The sequence below is a fragment of the Candidatus Williamhamiltonella endosymbiont of Tuberolachnus salignus genome (assembly GCF_964019775.1).
In the GTDB taxonomy this organism is placed as follows: domain Bacteria; phylum Pseudomonadota; class Gammaproteobacteria; order Enterobacterales; family Enterobacteriaceae; genus Hamiltonella; species Hamiltonella defendens.
This window is the reverse complement of sequence record NZ_OZ026471.1, coordinates 1,320,701-1,337,640: the sequence shown is the minus strand read 5'-3', so window position 1 is coordinate 1,337,640 and position 16,940 is coordinate 1,320,701. Positions and strand designations below refer to the sequence as shown.

Annotated in this window: 10 protein-coding genes and 1 tRNA gene; 7 read left to right on the top strand and 4 right to left on the bottom strand. The window is 39.7% G+C overall.

What is annotated here, in order from left to right; genetic code table 11:
• Window positions 1–137: 137 nt before the first annotated feature.
• Window positions 138–4,040 (top strand): phosphoribosylformylglycinamidine synthase, encoded by a 3,903-nt coding sequence (gene purL, locus AACL23_RS06450; RefSeq protein WP_339051617.1) that lies wholly within the window; start codon window positions 138–140, stop codon window positions 4,038–4,040.
• Between the two features lie 66 nt (window positions 4,041–4,106).
• On the top strand, window positions 4,107–4,838 hold the full coding sequence (locus tag AACL23_RS06445) for a LuxR family transcriptional regulator (RefSeq protein ID WP_339050798.1): 732 nt from the start codon (window positions 4,107–4,109) through the stop codon (window positions 4,836–4,838).
• Here the strand turns inward: AACL23_RS06445 and AACL23_RS06440 are convergent.
• The gene (locus tag AACL23_RS06440) at window positions 4,821–5,486 is read right to left on the bottom strand and encodes an acyl-homoserine-lactone synthase (RefSeq protein WP_339050796.1); all 666 of its coding nucleotides are present in this window, start codon (window positions 5,484–5,486) and stop codon (window positions 4,821–4,823) included. The genes AACL23_RS06445 and AACL23_RS06440 overlap by 18 nt on opposite strands.
• Before the next feature lie 767 nt (window positions 5,487–6,253).
• On the opposite strand from AACL23_RS06440, the gene AACL23_RS06435 reads away from it, so the two are divergent.
• Window positions 6,254–6,329: transfer RNA gene (locus tag AACL23_RS06435), tRNA-Phe, on the top strand.
• Window positions 6,330–6,454: 125 nt separating this feature from the next.
• On the opposite strand, the gene ruvC is transcribed toward AACL23_RS06435, so the two are convergent.
• The 3 genes from ruvC to aspS are packed head-to-tail and all read right to left on the bottom strand — an operon-like array spanning window position 6,455 to window position 9,524.
• Window positions 6,455–6,934 (bottom strand): crossover junction endodeoxyribonuclease RuvC, encoded by a 480-nt coding sequence (gene ruvC, locus AACL23_RS06430; RefSeq protein WP_015873405.1) that lies wholly within the window; start codon window positions 6,932–6,934, stop codon window positions 6,455–6,457.
• 5 nt (window positions 6,935–6,939) lie between these two features.
• A complete protein-coding gene (locus AACL23_RS06425) occupies window positions 6,940–7,704 on the bottom strand; it encodes a YebC/PmpR family DNA-binding transcriptional regulator (protein WP_015873404.1) in 765 nt (254 codons plus the stop codon).
• Window positions 7,705–7,754: 50 nt separating this feature from the next.
• Window positions 7,755–9,524, bottom strand: coding sequence for an aspartate--tRNA ligase (aspS, locus tag AACL23_RS06420; RefSeq protein ID WP_100096912.1), 1,770 nt, complete (start codon window positions 9,522–9,524; stop codon window positions 7,755–7,757).
• 303 nt (window positions 9,525–9,827) lie between these two features.
• Here aspS and pssA point away from each other — a divergent pair, with 303 nt between their 5' ends.
• The 4 genes from pssA to polA all read left to right on the top strand — a co-directional run bounded on the left by pssA (window position 9,828) and on the right by polA (window position 16,931).
• Window positions 9,828–11,192, top strand: a complete 1,365-nt coding sequence (gene pssA / locus AACL23_RS06415) for a CDP-diacylglycerol--serine O-phosphatidyltransferase (protein WP_339050793.1) — start codon at window positions 9,828–9,830, stop codon at window positions 11,190–11,192.
• A gap of 386 nt (window positions 11,193–11,578) precedes the next feature.
• A complete protein-coding gene (locus tag AACL23_RS06410; RefSeq protein WP_339050791.1) occupies window positions 11,579–12,469 on the top strand; it encodes a hypothetical protein in 891 nt (296 codons plus the stop codon).
• A 358-nt stretch (window positions 12,470–12,827) separates the two neighbouring features.
• A complete protein-coding gene (locus tag AACL23_RS06405) occupies window positions 12,828–13,784 on the top strand; it encodes a hypothetical protein (RefSeq protein WP_339050789.1) in 957 nt (318 codons plus the stop codon).
• A gap of 252 nt (window positions 13,785–14,036) precedes the next feature.
• The gene (polA, locus tag AACL23_RS06400; RefSeq protein WP_339050786.1) at window positions 14,037–16,931 is read left to right on the top strand and encodes a DNA polymerase I; all 2,895 of its coding nucleotides are present in this window, start codon (window positions 14,037–14,039) and stop codon (window positions 16,929–16,931) included.
• The last annotated feature ends 9 nt before the right edge of the window (window positions 16,932–16,940 follow it).

The following is a 16,940-nucleotide window of genomic DNA, read 5'->3' as shown; positions in this document are numbered from 1 at the left end:
TCCTATTTCTTTTTTAAGATGATGAGCAATACAAAAAATACGTAAAGAGCATGTCTTGAAAACGGTAGTAAAGACTGTCGATTCGAGGCATGACGCATGCCTCACTTTGCTTTAAAAAATAAAGAGAATTTTTCATGATGGAAATCCTGCGCGGTGCGCCCGCTTTATCTACTTTTCGAATTAAAAAACTATTAGATGGCTTTCAAAATCAATGTTCGAGTAACTCGATTAAAAGTATCCATACACAATATGTGCACTTTGCACACCTCCACGAAACCCTTGATGAGCACGAAACTGCGGTATTAAAAGCCTTGCTTCGATACGGCCCTACGCATCATCAAACCGATCAGCATACAGGGCGATTATTATTGATCACGCCTAGATTGGGCACCATTTCGCCCTGGTCTTCCAAAGCCACAGATATCGCGCATCATTGTGGTTTATCCAGGGTTGCACGTTTGGAGCGAGGCGTGGCTTTTTATGTGCAAGCCCAAGAGATGACGGATTCGGATTGGGCATCGCTGATTTCGCTTTTATACGATCCGATGACAGAGCAGGTCTTGACAGATCTGAAACAAGCCCAGGCGCTTTTTGATGCGCATCCCCCTTCGGTTTTAAACCATATACGGATATTGGAGCAAGGGCGTCACGCATTAGAAAAAGCGAATACGGCATTAGGTTTGGCGCTGGCGCCTGCCGAAATCGATTATCTTTTTGAAACCTTTATGACATTGGGCCGTAATCCAACAGATGTTGAGCTTTATATGTTCGCCCAAGCCAATTCAGAACATTGCCGCCATAAAATTTTCAATGCGGATTGGGTGATCGACGGTGTCGCTGAAGATCGTTCATTATTTGACATGATCAAAAACACGTTTTTGAAAACACCGGAATATCTTCTTTCTGCCTATAAAGATAATGCCGCCGTGATGCAGGGTTTTGAGGTGGACGCTTTTTTCCCCTCCCCTGAAAACGCGACCTATGTCTATCATCAAAAAGAAATGCATATTCTGATAAAAGTCGAAACCCATAATCACCCGACGGCGATTTCCCCCTGGCCTGGTGCTGCCACGGGAGCAGGCGGTGAGATTCGTGATGAAGGTGCCACAGGCAGAGGAGGAAAACCCAAAGCGGGGCTGGTCGGATTTTCGGTGTCTAACCTGCGTATTCCTCACTTTGAGCAACCATGGGAAGAAAATTTTGGAAAACCCGCTCACATTGCGAGTGCGCTCAACATTATGACCGAAGGCCCGTTGGGTGCCGCAGCTTTTAATAATGAATTCGGGCGCCCAAACATTTTGGGATATTTTCGGACCTATGAAGAACAGGTATGCAGCCATAATGGCACTGAGTTGAGGGGGTATCACAAGCCGGTTATGCTGGCCGGAGGCATAGGTCAGATCGCGGCAGAGCAGGTCAAAAAAGCTGAGATTCCCGTGGGGGCGCAATTAATTGTGCTGGGTGGAGCCGCCATGAACATTGGATTAGGCGGAGGCGCTGCTTCTTCTATGGTATCGGGAGAATCTGATAATGATTTGGATTATGCCTCGGTACAAAGAGACAACCCAGAAATGGAACGCCGTTGTCAGGAAGTGATCGATCGTTGCTGGCAGCGAGGCATGAACAATCCCATTTTATTTATTCATGATGTGGGGGCAGGTGGGTTGTCTAATGCTATGCCTGAATTAATCAGCGATGGAGATCGAGGGGGGATTTTTGAATTAAGAGACATTCCAATCGATGAGCAGGGGATGAGCCCGTTGCAAATTTGGTGCAACGAATCTCAAGAGCGGTATGTTTTGGCGGTTTCGCCAGAAAACATGGCAGAATTTGAGGCGATTTGCCGTCGTGAGCGAGCGCCTTATGCCGTGATAGGTAAAGCGACTCAAGAAAAACACCTCTTACTCAAAGACCGTGATTTTAATGATGCACCGATTGATCTCCCCTTGCGATTGTTGCTGGGCAACATGCCCAAAATGAAAAAAGATGTCGTGCGTTTGTCTGCGCCTGATCACGCATTCAACACAAGCGATATCTCTATTCAGGAAGCCGTGAAAAGAGTATTGCATTTACCGGCCGTTGCAGAGAAAACCTTTTTAGTCACTATCGGTGATCGTACTGTGACAGGCATGGTCAGTCGAGATCAAATGGTGGGGCCCTGGCAAGTGCCGGTGGCCGATTGCGCTGTCACTGTAGCAAGTTTTGACGGCTATTATGGTGAAGCCATGTCTATTGGGGAACGCGCGCCTGTCGCGCTGATTGATTTTTCTGCCTCGGCACGCCTGGCAGTAGGAGAAGCGCTGACCAACATCGCCGCAACCCAGATCGGTGAACTCAAACGGATTAAGCTTTCTGCCAATTGGATGTCAGCGGCTGGGCACCCGGGGGAAGACGCGGGTTTATATGATGCCGTGCGAGCCATCGGCGAAGGTCTCTGTCCAGAATTAGGGCTCACCATTCCTGTCGGAAAGGATTCCATGTCAATGAAAATGGCCTGGAAAGAAGGGGCGCAATGTCGTGAAATGGCATCGCCTTTATCGCTGGTGATCACCGCTTTTGCGCCTGTTCAGGATGTGAGACGTACGGTCACACCTCAGCTGCATCTGAATGAAAAAAACGACAATGCGTTATTTTTGATTGATCTCGGTGCAGGAAAGAACGCGCTCGGTGCCACGGCGCTGGCTCAGGTCTATCGGCAACTGGGAGATCATACCGCGGATGTGCGTAACACATCCCAATTAGCTGCGTTTTTTAACGCGATCCAAAAGTTGGTACAGGCACAAATGCTCCTGGCGTATCACGATCGTTCAGATGGGGGTCTATTCGTGACTTTGGCGGAAATGGCCTTTGCGGGTCATTGTGGCCTGGAGATAGACATTCAATCACTGGGCGAGGATGCCTTGGCGGCTTTATTTAATGAAGAACTGGGGGCGGTCATTCAAATTTCGGCCCCTCATCGATCGGCAGTCAAGCACATTTTTTCAGAATATGGTTTGGCAGATCTCGTGCATGACCTGGGGCGCGCAATCCCAGGAGAAGCGTTTGTGATTCGTCAAGGTCAAAAAACGATATACAGTGAAAAACGCGGTACTTTACGCCGCTGGTGGGCTGAGACGACCTGGCAAATGCAGCGTTTACGAGATAATCCAGATTGCGCAGATCAGGAGCATCAAGCGAAACAAAATGAATCGGATCCGGGTTTAAACGCTAAACTGAGTTTTGATCCTGGTGAAGATATCACTTTGCCTTACATTGGATTAAAAATAAAACCCAAAGTGGCGGTATTAAGAGAGCAAGGCGTGAATTCCCAGGTTGAGATGGCCGCGGCTTTTCATCGTGCGGGTTTTGAGGCTGTTGACGTGAGGATGAGCTCCCTGATTTCTGGCGAGCAAGATTTAAGCGCTTTCCAGGCTATGGGCGTCTGTGGGGGGTTTTCTTATGGTGATGTATTAGGCGCTGGAGGGGGCTGGGCCAAGTCGATTTTATTTCATCCAAAAATAAAGGCCGTATTTTTTGATTTTTTTCATCGCTCACAGACGCTGGCGTTAGGGATCTGTAATGGATGCCAAATGCTTTCACATTTAAAAGCGCTGATCCCGGGTGCGGAACAGTGGCCAAATTTTGTAAATAATGTGTCGGAACGTTTTGAGGCGCGTTTGAGTTTGGTCAGAGTAGAAAAAAGCGCTTCTTTATGGATGAAAGGCATGGAGGGCTCACATATGCCGATCGCCGTTTCGCATGGTGAAGGACGGATTCAAATCAAAGATCAGGCGCATTTAGAGGCCTTAGAGAACGAGCATCTGGTGACGTTACGCTTTATCGATCATTTCGGGCAAACGACGCAGCAATATCCCGCCAATCCTAATGGTTCGATGGGTGGTATTACGGGTATCACAAGCAAAGATGGCAGGGTCACCGCCATGATGCCACATCCAGATCGGGTTTTTAGAACGGTCACGCACTCTTGGCATCCTAAAGCGTGGGGAGAAGACAGCCCTTGGATGCGAATTTTTCGTAATGCCCGTAAGGAATTAGCGTAATTTGATTTAATGAAATAAAATGAGTCATTTAATATCAAATTAAGGTTAAATGAGAGAGGGAGAGACATGTTTTTTAATAATGGAACCATTAATAATGCAATTAAAAATTATTTAGATAATGAATTAAATAAATATGGCAACATAAAATATGCTTATGCTATTTTGAATAAAAAAAATATCACAGAGATATCCATTATTACTAGCTATCCAATTTGGTTTGAATGTTATATTCAAAATAAATATCAAAAGATTGATCCCATCATTATTATGTCACTGAACAGGATCACCTCCTTTTCTTGGGATGAAAATATTATGATCAACTTAAATCTCAAGCTTTCTAAAATATTCAAAATGTCAAAACACTATAATATTACTCATGGGTATACGTTTATTGTTCATGATCATAAAAATAACCTCGCACTATTATCCATGATGGCAGATCAAGATTATATAGCAGCATTTAATGAATTAATCATATCTAATAAAGATAAACTTCAAACGTTACTGATTACTGTACATGATAAAATGCTTTTACTTTATAAAGAGATGGATATTAAACACCACAAAAGAGAAGATAAAGAAATGTTCTCTACACGAGAGAATGAAATTCTGTATTGGTCTAGTGTAGGAAAAACATACGAAGAAATTGCAATGATTCTTGGCATCAAATTAGGTACCGTCAAATTTCATATGGGCAATGTGGTGAAAAAGCTAGGTGTTATAAATGGAAAACATGCCATCAGACTTGGAGTTGAATTAAAATTGATTAAACCTGTTTTTTCAGATACCAAAACATAAGGGCCAATTATAAAGATCGGTAATATTAGAGATATTCTTTTTAGGGATATTCTTTTTTATATTCATTCGATTGACATAATCAATTAAAATTTTTTGATTTTTTCTATCTACAGGCATATGGATCAAATAGACCTTCTCTTTTTTTTCTGAAATACCATGCTCTATAACTTTTATAAGCCATCCTGAACGTTTAAAAATAATCAACATGGGTTGGCTAACAACTGCATAAATTCCGTCATAAAGAAAAGTGATGGCATAATTAATCATAGCTAAAAAAAGCATGGCGCTGAGTGGATAAGTATTTAAATCAAGATTTTTAATTTTTTCTTTATCGATAAATAATCGACTGGCATCAAGATGATTTTCTTTAATCACCTCTTTTTTTCCAAAAAAAGAATCAAATGTAGCGCCTGTGATCATATTGTTGTTTTTCATATCAATAAATCTGAGTCCAGATATTACTTGATCGGAATAGATACCCAAAATATAAGTGGCATTTTTATTATCATATTCATCATATTCCATATTATTGTTACAAGTAACAGACCAATCAAGCCGATCTTTAAATATCTGTTTCCTGATACAAAACAGCTCATTTGATTTTTTTTCAGATAGTAGAGTGTAATTTATATCAAATATTTTTATCATTTTTATCTCCATTTAAAAACGACACGGTATCAGCAATCATTGTTATTAAAAATATCACTAAGTAATCATTGATTGCTATTTTTTAAACAAAATTTCATCCCGGTCAATTTTTGATTAAAATGTATTGAAATATTGGTCTTTTATTTAAAAAAATAAAATTTGTTTTTATTTTTTATCACTGTACCAATTAAATTTAATATAAAAAATTTTTTAAAGCTTTTTTAAGCAAAAAAAATATTTTTTAAAAATTAGAGAATATTATATACGAATATATTGAAATGCTTATTGAAGATCTATTTAAAATAAAAATAGATTCAAAAAAACATGATCAGCTGATCCCCTTGATAAAATAACCTCAAATAGAATGAGACCTCTCAACATTTTTTAAAAATAACTTCGACACTACAGGAATTTTGATAAATTCAACATATCTATCACTTATTCACTCTATGAGTTTTTCTTGAATATTAGTCTCTGCTTGAGACACATAAAAAACCCCTCTACAAGCGTAACTTGAAAAAGGGGTGCCAATATGTGGCAACACAAATGAAGACATGAACATAGCAAAAAATAAAAGTAAATGATACTTTTTTTTAATATTTTTCTAAAATACATCATATTTATTTATGAATAATTGCATTTTCTGATGTGTAATATTAAAAAATTCACTTTTTGTAATTTTTATCAGTCCTAACTTCCAGGTTTTTGTGTGATTTCAAAAAAATTCGTTGACGACACAGAGACAATACGATTTAATGCGCGCGATTGCCCAGATAGCTCAGTTGGTAGAGCAGTGGATTGAAGATCCTCGTGTCCTTGGTTCGATTCCGAGTCTGGGCACCATACGTTATAGCCGCCCGTCTAAATCTCTTTTTTTCTAAATCATCACATCTGACGCCAGCCTCGTCTCCTCAACCTATCTATCATTCAGTTCGGATTGTGCTTTAAGCCATAGAATTCTCACAGAGTTAATGTGCGTGAAATGCGTAAAGATGAGAATGCGTAATCGCTATTGCCAAGGCGTCGGCTGCGTCGGTGTTTGGCGCAGAGGGGAGTTTTAATAGATAACGAACCATGTGCTGAACTTGTTTTTTATCCGCAGCACCGTTGCCAACCACGGTTTGTTTTACTTGCCTGGCGGCATATTCAAATACAGGCAAATTCTGATTGGCCGCCGCGACTATAGCGACCCCTCGCGCTTGGCCTAATTTTAACGCCGAGTCCGCGTTTTTTGACATAAAAACCTGTTCTATACAAAAAAAATCAGGCCTAAATTGAGAAATAATTTCTGTCACCCCCGCATAAATCAGCTTTAATTTATGGGGTAATCCGTTATCTAAAGTGCGGATGCAGCCACTGCCCAGGTAAATCAGTTGATTTTTTTTCTCAGAGATCACCCCATAGCCGGTGATACGAGAACCGGGGTCGATCCCTAAAATGATGGGCATGATCTCTATGGCTTTGTGTTTTTAAAAAACAAAGCGGCGGAAATCTCGTCAGAGAAATCTCCATTGTGATAGACCTCTTGTACGTCATCGGAATCTTCCAGCATATCGATCAAACGAAGTAATCTTTGTGCATTTTCCAGGTTTAAATCTATTTTTGTTGAAGGTATCATCGAGATCTCAGCTGTGGAAGCCATCAAACCTGCGGTTTCCAACGTCTTTTTAATCGTTTCAAAAAACTCTGGCGAGCTGAAAATATCTATCGCTCCATCGTCGTAAACCATAATGTCATCTGCGCCTGATTCTAAAGCCAGCTCCATCACCTGATCCTCGTTTAAACCTGGCGCATAAGAAAAAACCCCTTTTTTAGTAAACAAATAAGAAACAGAACCACCGGTGCCCAAATTGCCGCCTGTTTTTGTAAATGCATGACGAACCTCAGACACAGTACGATTACGATTGTCGCTTAAGCAAGAAACCATTACCGCTGTACCGGCAGGACCATAGCCTTCATACAAAATATTTTCCATATGACTGTCTTCGCCTCCGCCAATACCACGCGCAATCGCTCTGTTCAAGGTATCCCTCGTCATGTTATGGGATAATGCCTTGTCAATGGCCGTGCGTAAGCGAGGATTAGAGGCTGGATCTCCTCCCCCTAATCTGGCGGAGGTGACTAATTCACGAATGATTTTAGTAAAAATCTTTCCTTTTTTCGCATCTTGAGCCGCTTTTCGATGCTTGGTGTTGGCCCATTTACTGTGACCTGCCATAAAACGCCCTTTATTTTTTAAAAAGTATAAGTATCTATAAAATTTGGGGTTTATTTTTTTTCTTTTTTTACCACATCGATAAATAACTCTTGCAATGAGGAATCCGATGCAAAGCTCGGAGCATCCGTCATAAGGCAAGCTGCTGCAGTCGTTTTAGGGAAAGCGATAACGTCTCGTATGTTATTGGTTCCTGTCAACAACATGACCAGGCGATCTAAACCAAAAGCGATTCCAGCATGAGGAGGCGCCCCATATTTTAATGCTTCCAGTAAAAAACCAAACTGTTGTTTTTGCTGGTTCGCTTCAATTCCAATCAATGAAAATACCTGTTGTTGCAGATCAGAGTGATGAATACGCACAGAGCCGCCACCGACCTCATAACCATTAATGACCATATCATAGGCATTCGCCAGCGCCGTTTCTGGGTTTGCAGCAAATTCAGATAAATTCGTATTTTTAGGCGACGTAAAGGGATGGTGCATCGCCGTCAAACCTGTCTCCGTGTCGTTTGAAAACATGGGAAAATCGATGACCCATAATGGCGCCCATCGATCAAGTTGCGTCAATTGGCGATCAAGCCCCAGTTTTAAGCGTAAAGCCCCCATCGCCTCGGTCACAATTTTCTTTTTATCTGCCCCAAAAAAGAGGAGATCGCCATCTTTTGCTTGCGTCCGCTTTAAAATGCGCTCCAATATTTCAGGGCTCAAAAATTTTGCTATCGGGCTTTGGATGCCTTCGAGCCCTGCATCCGCCTGTTTTATTTTTAACCAGGCCAATCCTCGCGCAGCATAAATATGCACAAAGGCGGTATATTCATCGATTTGTTTACGACTGATATCTGCTCCGTTAGGCACTCTGATGCCGACAACTCGGCTATGAGCATCATTGGCAGGCTCAGAAAATACCTTAAAATCTACATTTTTGAGCACATCATCAAGATCCACCAGCTCTAATGGATTCCTCAAATCGGGTTTATCGGAGCCAAAGCGTCGAATCGCTTCCTCAAAAGTCATCACAGGGAACGCGCCCAAATCAATATTTTTGATCTGTAACCACAATTGACGTATCAATTTTTCTGTCACGGTTCGTACCTGTTGAGCCGTCATAAAAGAAGTTTCAATATCAATCTGGGTAAACTCAGGCTGACGATCCGCTCTAAGATCTTCATCACGAAAACATTTGACGATTTGATAGTAGCGATCAACGCCAGACACCATCAATAGCTGTTTAAACAGCTGGGGGGATTGAGGCAAAGCATAAAATTTTCCTTTCTGAACCCGACTCGGCACCAAATAATCTCGAGCGCCTTCTGGTGTTGCTTTGGTCAGAGTCGGGGTTTCAACATCCAAAAATCCTTCTTTATCTAAAAACTGCCTCACAAAAGAGGTGATTTTTGAACGGGTTTTTAAACGTGCCAACATCTCTGGACGCCTTAAATCCAAATAGCGATATCTGAGTCTTTGTTCTTCAGTATTATTTTGGTTGCGATCAAGGGGCAGTGGCTCAGAACAGTTGATGATCGTCAAATTCTCTGAAAAAACTTCTACCGCCCCTGTCAACATTTTTTGATTGATTTGATGATGAGGACGAGCCTTCACTTTTCCTGTGATTTGAATGCAAAATTCATTTCTTAGAGAGGAAGCCTGTTCAAACAGCGCTTGTTGTTCAGGATCAAAAAAAACTTGCACAATGCCAGAAAAATCCCTCATATCGATGAAAATCAGGCCTCCCAAATCACGTCGTCGATCGACCCAGCCACACAAACAAACCGTTTGATTTAGGACAGAGAGACTTAATTCCCCACAACAATGAGTACGCATAACGGATCCTTTTTTTATTTCGTTTGATGTCAAGCAGATCCATAATATGAGGGATCTCAAAAAAGCAGGGATTATAAAGGAATTTCATATCAGTGCACAGGAACCCTCATTTTTAAATCATGCCAATCGTGTGATTTCATTTTTGTTTTAAAAAGGGCGCTTTGAAAAAAGACAGGATGCTCGCCATCCTAATCTACTTTGTGTACACTCCGCGCTATCTACGCTCCGAGCATCTTGAATTCACAGCCCTCTCTCAACAGTTTTTTGAAAGAGGTCTAACCAAAAGGGAAGACAGGCACGGTCATGTTGTCAAAATTTAAGCGCAAAAAACACACACAACAACTTGCACAAATGCCCAAACTTTCCCAATCAGTTGATCACATTAAAACGCTGTATTGCCCAACCGTTTTTCGAACCACTCTGCTACAGATGATCGCGCAAGCCACTCAACGTATCTATATGGCCGTACTTTATCTGGAAAAGGATAAAGCAGGACACGATGTATTGTCTGCTTTGTATCAAGCAAAAAAAAAACGCCCAGAGTTAGATATTTGTGTGCTGGTAGATTGGCATCGTGCCCAACGTGGCCGTATTGGTGTCATGTCAGAACACAATAATGCGGATTGGTATTATGAAATGGCAAAAAAAAATTCAGAGGTATTTTTGCCTGTTTACGGCATTCCCGTGAATACACGAGAAGCCCTCGGAGTCATGCATCTTAAAGGAATCATGATTGATGATACGGTGATTTACAGTGGTGCCAGCATCAATAATGTTTATCTTCATCAAGGGAGCAAATATCGTTACGATCGTTATCAACTGATAAAAAACGCTAAATTAGTCTTGCTCATGATCAATTATCTCAAAATACATATTTTGAGTTCAAATGCTGTACAACCCTTGAATAGCAAAACAAGACATAAAATTTGTGACATGAAATATCACGTGCAACGCTTGCGTTTTTCATTAAGACAAGCCAATTATTCTGTTACAGAGAATTTGTGTTATGCCAGTCAAGATGAATTATCAGTTACCCCTTTGGTCGGATTAGGCAAAAAAAATATGCTGAATAAAACCATTGAATACCTTATCTCTTCAACTCAAAAACAACTCAGTATTTGCACCCCTTATTTTAATTTACCTTCCTCAATAAAACGGAATATCACGTCTCTGCTCAAAGAAGGCAAGACAGTAAAAATTATAGTAGGGGATAAAACAGCGAATGATTTTTATACCCTTCCCGATCAACCCTTTAAAATGATTTCCATTTTACCTTACCTGTATGAAATCAATTTAACGCGCTTTTTAAAACGAATGCAGCCTTATCTCGATAAGGGTAATCTGATCGTTCGATTATGGAAACACGAAGCTCACAGTTTTCATATCAAAGGGATCTGGATTGATGATGAGTGGCAATTGCTGACCGGTAGTAACCTGAATCTCAGAGCCTGGCATTTTGATTTAGAAAATGCTCTTTTAATCCGGGATCCGAAACAGGAGCTAAGACATCAAAGAGTCAAAGAATTAAAATGTATCCAAAAGCATACTAAAGTGATCCAGAACTACCTGGAACTCGACAGTATTCAACAATATCCCCTCAAAGTACGAACCCTGATTCGCCGTTTGTGTAGAATACGTATCGATCGTTTGATTAACCGTGTTTTGTAAAATTGAAATAAGATATCAATCCGGCACCCAGCTTATTGAAAATTTTGTCTCATATTCAGGTTATCACCTGATGTTTTCATGGTTTTTACTTTGGTGAAATGTAAGAAATAAGCGATTTTTGGTATTTTATAAAATATTTTTTCTCTAAAATATTATTTTTTTAATTGAATTACATTCAACATAAATAAACAGGATTTATTCAAGGTGATACATTTTGCGTAAATCCTTTTTTTAAAATTATTTCGGCAAAAAATAACCTGGAGAATCGAATTTTGTCTACTATTTCCAACACAGTGTTTAGTCAAAACACATGTTTTACTTATCCATTAAGTCATAAACGACTAAACCGAATATTAAAATCTGATTCGTTGAAAGAAGCTCAATTTATGGGTCTCATCGACAGATTATTTGATCGCTTTTTTCGTAACGGCCAAAAACGTGAAACAATTATAAAATTGTATGAGCAAATAGCATGTCCAGCCAATGAAGAAAAAACATTCGAAGAGATGCCTTATTTTAATATGGCATTGCGTTTTGATAAGCTTCGCCAATTAGCCAATGAAGAATACCAGCAAGACTTTAAAATATTAATAAACGATAACGACAGCTCTTCATATTCGTTTTCATTCGTCATCTGTGATGATGTCATTTTTGAGTCTGATTGGCTCAGTCGCGAGAAAAATGCAAATTGTTTTCAGGGGATATGCACTTTACAGGTTACACACCAATTCGAAGACGATCTCTATCAATACCCACAATATCTAGATACAGATAAATTAATCAAATTAAGAATTCAGACGATGTCTGACGAGCCAGAAGTCCAAAGAATGCTTGAGGACAATCTTAAAAATCCAGCATTCAGTGGGTTAAATTTAATTGAAATAAAGGATCTGCCGTCGGAAGAAGGTCGTGGAAACAATTGTTTCGTTGCCGAGTTTAATGACGGAAAGCTAAAGTTATCTAACCGACGTGCAACTGTTGGCGAGTTTAGAGCTGAGCCTCTGAAACAGGCGCTTTTAAAGCGAGATTTTGACAACCTGGAACAGTTATGTTCTCTCGGTCTCGGTTTAATGACTAAAGAAAACCCTCTTCTTTCACCAATTATTGCTTTCTCTGAAATGAATTTAAAGCAAAGGCTTAATATTGAAATCAGCAAAAGTTTAGATCATCATCATAATTTAGATTTTTTAAAAACCCTGCTTTCTGTGAGACCTATCGGTAAAACCAATACTACGCTATGTAAATTTTTTGGATTGGAAATGAATACCAAAATTTAATTCAATAGAAGTAAGTGTTAAATCAATAATTCACATCGTACATTAAAACGCGCTGATTAGGGTTGACAAAATGAATGACCAACAGCTCAATGGCCACCTCGTCATTACCCTAAATCATAAAAAATATTAATATTCTTAATATAATAAATGCAAATAAACATTTTTTTGATATCATCGTTTCAAATGAAATACGATGCCGTTAAAAATGAGTGAAAGCAATCAACCATTGGCACAAGCCAGATGAAGAATTTATGTTCCTGTTTCGGATTTTTTCCGATTGGTACAAGGCATGCCAGCGTGGGTGACTCTTTATAAGAGTTTATTTAATTAAATGACTATTATTTTTAGAGATGATTATATGAATGTTAATTCTTGTTCAACAAGTTCTGTAACTCAACAAGGTCTTCCTGGTGATAATGGGAAAAATTCTTTGTTATCATCATTAAGAAAAACCAGCAATATTAATATATTTAATATTTTTTCAAAAAATCGAGAGAAAAAAGTATGTAATGATATTAAATCCCTTTTTGAAAATAAAGAAGATAAAGAATATGCATCATTTCTACTTAAAAGAATCAAAGATCCAAAAAATTCATTGAATAAAAAAATTGAAATTTTTCTGGAAATAAAAAATCGGGCAATAAAAAAACATCAAAAAAATTTTTATAAAAACGAATACAAAGATGGAGAGATCAGTTTTTACGTTAATGACATACCAATATACGAAAAAAAAATAATATCCGTTTTAAATGAAATAAAAAAATCAGCTAAAACAGAAAATAAAGATATGTTTCTTAAAAATCTTAAAAATCTTAAAAATCTTAAAAATCTTAAAATTCTTATAGACGAAATAGATAAAGAGTGGTCAATAAAGAATAAAGATAATAAAAAAGAATTACTTGATCATGGAGCTCGGCGCGAATTTAACCGTGAAATAATAACCAGGTATCTTTTCCCTTTTGCTTCAGAGAAAGTAATAGAAGAACAAGAACAAGAACAAGAACAAGAACAAGAACAAGAACAAGAACAAATACTAAATAAAATGGAAGGAGCTTTTGGAAAACGTTTACGAGGAATAATGGAATTTACCGCCTACAAAGTAGGAAAAAATGTAGAAGATCCCGCATTGATTTCTGATGCACATAAATATCAACCCTTAATGGAAGACTTCATCATCATCTTAAGAGAAAAACTTAAGAAAGAGGAAAAAATAATAGACAAACCTGAACATATATCGACATTAAAACAACTCACAAAATCAGAAAGAGATACATTACTAAAAATAAAAATACACTCGAGTGTATTAGAGAATTAGATTAGCTGCGCACAGGCGATCTTCAGAAAGATATCCAAACCCGCATTGCTATTGAACGTTTCTTTGGCAAGATAAAAGAAAACAAAAGACTCGCTTTACGCTTCGATAAACTCGATGTCACCTTCTTTTCTTTCTTCTCGATTGCTTGTCTTAAACTCTTTAAGTGACCTGGTTAACAATGCCATATGGAATTGAGTTAAAGTAGATTAAAATTTTGAGAAACCTTGCTTATTCACATTAGAAATGAAGAAAATGATGTCCAGGAAAACAAAAAATCAGTTACAGCCTGAGTTCCCTATTTCTACCATCAATCATAATCAAGCCTCTGAAGCCGTTGTTCCTGAGTCAGTAAAAAATTGCTCTCATCAACTTTTGCTGTTGGTGGACGGTTCTTCTTATTTATACCGCGCCTTTCATGCGTTCCCTCCTTTAAGCAATTCAAAGGGCGAACCCACAGGCGCCATTTATGGCGTGCTAAATATGTTACGCCGCCTTTTTTTACAATATTCCCCCCCAAATATGGCCATTGTTTTTGATGCCCCTGGTGAGACCTTTCGTAGTGACCTTTTTTCAGAATATAAAGCACATCGCCCTTCTATGCCGGATGATCTGCGCGCACAAATAGCCCCTTTACATCACATTTTGTCGGCCATGGGGTTGCCTTTACTGGTTGTCGAGGGTGTAGAAGCCGATGATGTGATAGGCACTTTGGCTAAAGACGCAGAAAAAGCAGGTTATGAGGTGGTGATAAGCACGGGTGATAAAGACATGGCTCAGCTGGTGAGTCCTCATATTACCTTAATTAACACGATGAATGATAAAACCCTTGATCCTGATGGGGTGTGTGAAAAATTTGGCGTCCCGCCCGATTTGATAGTGGATTTACTCGCCTTAATGGGTGACAGCGCTGACAATATCCCGGGCGTCCCGGGGATTGGCGAAAAAACGGCTCAAGCGTTGTTACAAGGTATGGGAGGGCTGGATAAGTTATTTGATCATTTAGATAAAATCGCTGATTTATCTTTTCGCGGGGCCAGGACTTTGGCTGAAAAGCTGATAAAACATCAAGAACAGGCATATTTATCCCGCCAATTGGCGACCATCAAAACAGACGTTTCATTAGATATACGTTGTGATGAATTACAGGTTTGCCCCCCTCAGATAGATGAATTAAAAAAATTATTTTCTCACTATGAATTTAAAACGTATTTAGCAGATGTTGAAGCCGGGAAATGGCCAGCAACCCATTTAAACTCTAAAAGCTCAAAAAATAACCCAACATCCTCCTCTACCGATCCATTAAAAGCGATTTTTTCAACGGATGATTATGAAACCATTCTGAATGAAGAACGATGGTTTGTTTGGCTTGAGCGTCTTAAAAAGGCCTCTCTTTTTGCGATTGATACAGAAACCGATGGGCTGGATACAAAAACGGCCCATTTAATTGGGATATCTTTTGCTGTGGCGCCTGGAAAAGCGGCTTACCTGCCTCTCGGTCACGATTATCCCGAGGCGCCTGCTCAGTTGAACAGGGATAAAGTGCTCGCACTTTTTAAGCCCTTATTAGAAGATCCCCAGGCACTGAAAGTCGGGCAAAATCTTAAATTTGATCAAAGTCTTTTAGCGAATTATGGGATAAAGCTTCAAGGCATTGCTTTTGATACCATGCTCGAATCCTACGTATTCAATAGTGTGGCCGGTCGGCATGATATGGACAGCTTGTCTGAACGCCATCTGAATCATAAAACCCTGTCTTTTGAAGATATCGCTGGCAAGGGAAAAAATCAGCTGACTTTTAATCAGATCCCATTAGAACAAGCCGCCATTTATGCTGCAGAAGATGCCGATGTCACCTTACGATTGCATTTGGCACTATGGCCAAAGCTCAAAGAAAATCCAGATTTGATGAAAGTATTACAAGAAATTGAAATGCCTCTGTTATCAGTGTTGTCACGTATGGAGCGGACTGGTGTCATGATCGATCCTGATATATTGCTCAATCATTCTAAAGAATTACAGCTCCGATTGACGGAGCTTGAAAAAAAAGCCCATGACATCGCAGGCGAGACGTTTAATTTAAATTCGACTCAGCAATTACAGACGATTTTATATGAGAAGCAAACACTACCGGTATTAAAAAAAACCCCAAAAGGCGCGCCTTCGACCAATGAAGCAGTTCTGGCAGAATTGGCGTTAGACTATCCTTTACCAAAAATTATTCTTGAGCATCGTAGCCTGACAAAATTAAAAACCACTTATACGGATAAGCTCCCTCTCATGATCCATCCTCTATCTGGCCGGGTGCATACCTCTTACCATCAGGCCGTGACTTCAACGGGTCGTTTGTCCTCTCGTGATCCTAATTTACAAAATATTCCCGTGCGCAATGAGGAAGGTCGGCGTATTCGTCACGCTTTTATTGCGCCCAGGGGTTACCAGATTGTCGCCGCAGATTATTCTCAGATAGAATTGCGGATTATGGCGCACCTCTCACAAGATCAAGGTTTGTTGAATGCCTTTTCAGAAGGTCAAGATATTCATCTGATCACCGCGGCAGAGGTATTTGGTTTACCTGTTTCACAGGTTTCAGCGCAGCAACGCCGTAGTGCAAAAGCGATTAATTTTGGCCTGATTTATGGCATGAGTGCGTTTGGATTAGCGCGTCAATTAAATGTTTCCAGGTTTGAAGCCGAAAGATATATGAACCTGTATTTTACGCATTATCCCAAAGTCCTGGATTACATGCAGCGGACAAGAGAAGAAGCGGTTAAAAATGGCTATGTCACCACTTTAGAAGGGCGTCGTTTATACCTGGCCGATATTTACTCAAAAAATGCCACGAGACGTAAGGCCGCTGAACGCGAAGCGATTAATGCGCCCATGCAAGGCACCGCCGCCGACATTATCAAACGAGCCATGATTCATATCGATTTTTGGTTAAAACAAGAGGAGCAAAAGTTAGCCCCAAAACAAAAATCCCGTGTGAATTTGATTATGCAGGTTCATGATGAATTGGTATTTGAGGTTCATGAGAGTGTTTTAAAAAGTGCGACAGATAAAATTCGTGAGTTAATGGAAAAAAGTACGCAAAATTTATTACTTAAAGTCGATATCGGGTTTGGCAATAATTGGGAGCAGGCACACTAGACTTTTTCT

Coding starts and splice junctions, on each gene's coding strand:
- purL (WP_339051617.1), top strand. CDS start 138: ATGGAAATCCTGCGCGGTGCGCCCGCTTTATCTACTTTTCGAATTAAA.
- AACL23_RS06445 (WP_339050798.1), top strand. CDS start 4,107: ATGTTTTTTAATAATGGAACCATTAATAATGCAATTAAAAATTATTTA.
- AACL23_RS06440 (WP_339050796.1), bottom strand. CDS start 5,486: ATGATAAAAATATTTGATATAAATTACACTCTACTATCTGAAAAAAAA.
- ruvC (WP_015873405.1), bottom strand. CDS start 6,934: ATGCCCATCATTTTAGGGATCGACCCCGGTTCTCGTATCACCGGCTAT.
- AACL23_RS06425 (WP_015873404.1), bottom strand. CDS start 7,704: ATGGCAGGTCACAGTAAATGGGCCAACACCAAGCATCGAAAAGCGGCT.
- aspS (WP_100096912.1), bottom strand. CDS start 9,524: ATGCGTACTCATTGTTGTGGGGAATTAAGTCTCTCTGTCCTAAATCAA.
- pssA (WP_339050793.1), top strand. CDS start 9,828: ATGTTGTCAAAATTTAAGCGCAAAAAACACACACAACAACTTGCACAA.
- AACL23_RS06410 (WP_339050791.1), top strand. CDS start 11,579: ATGGGTCTCATCGACAGATTATTTGATCGCTTTTTTCGTAACGGCCAA.
- AACL23_RS06405 (WP_339050789.1), top strand. CDS start 12,828: ATGAATGTTAATTCTTGTTCAACAAGTTCTGTAACTCAACAAGGTCTT.
- polA (WP_339050786.1), top strand. CDS start 14,037: ATGATGTCCAGGAAAACAAAAAATCAGTTACAGCCTGAGTTCCCTATT.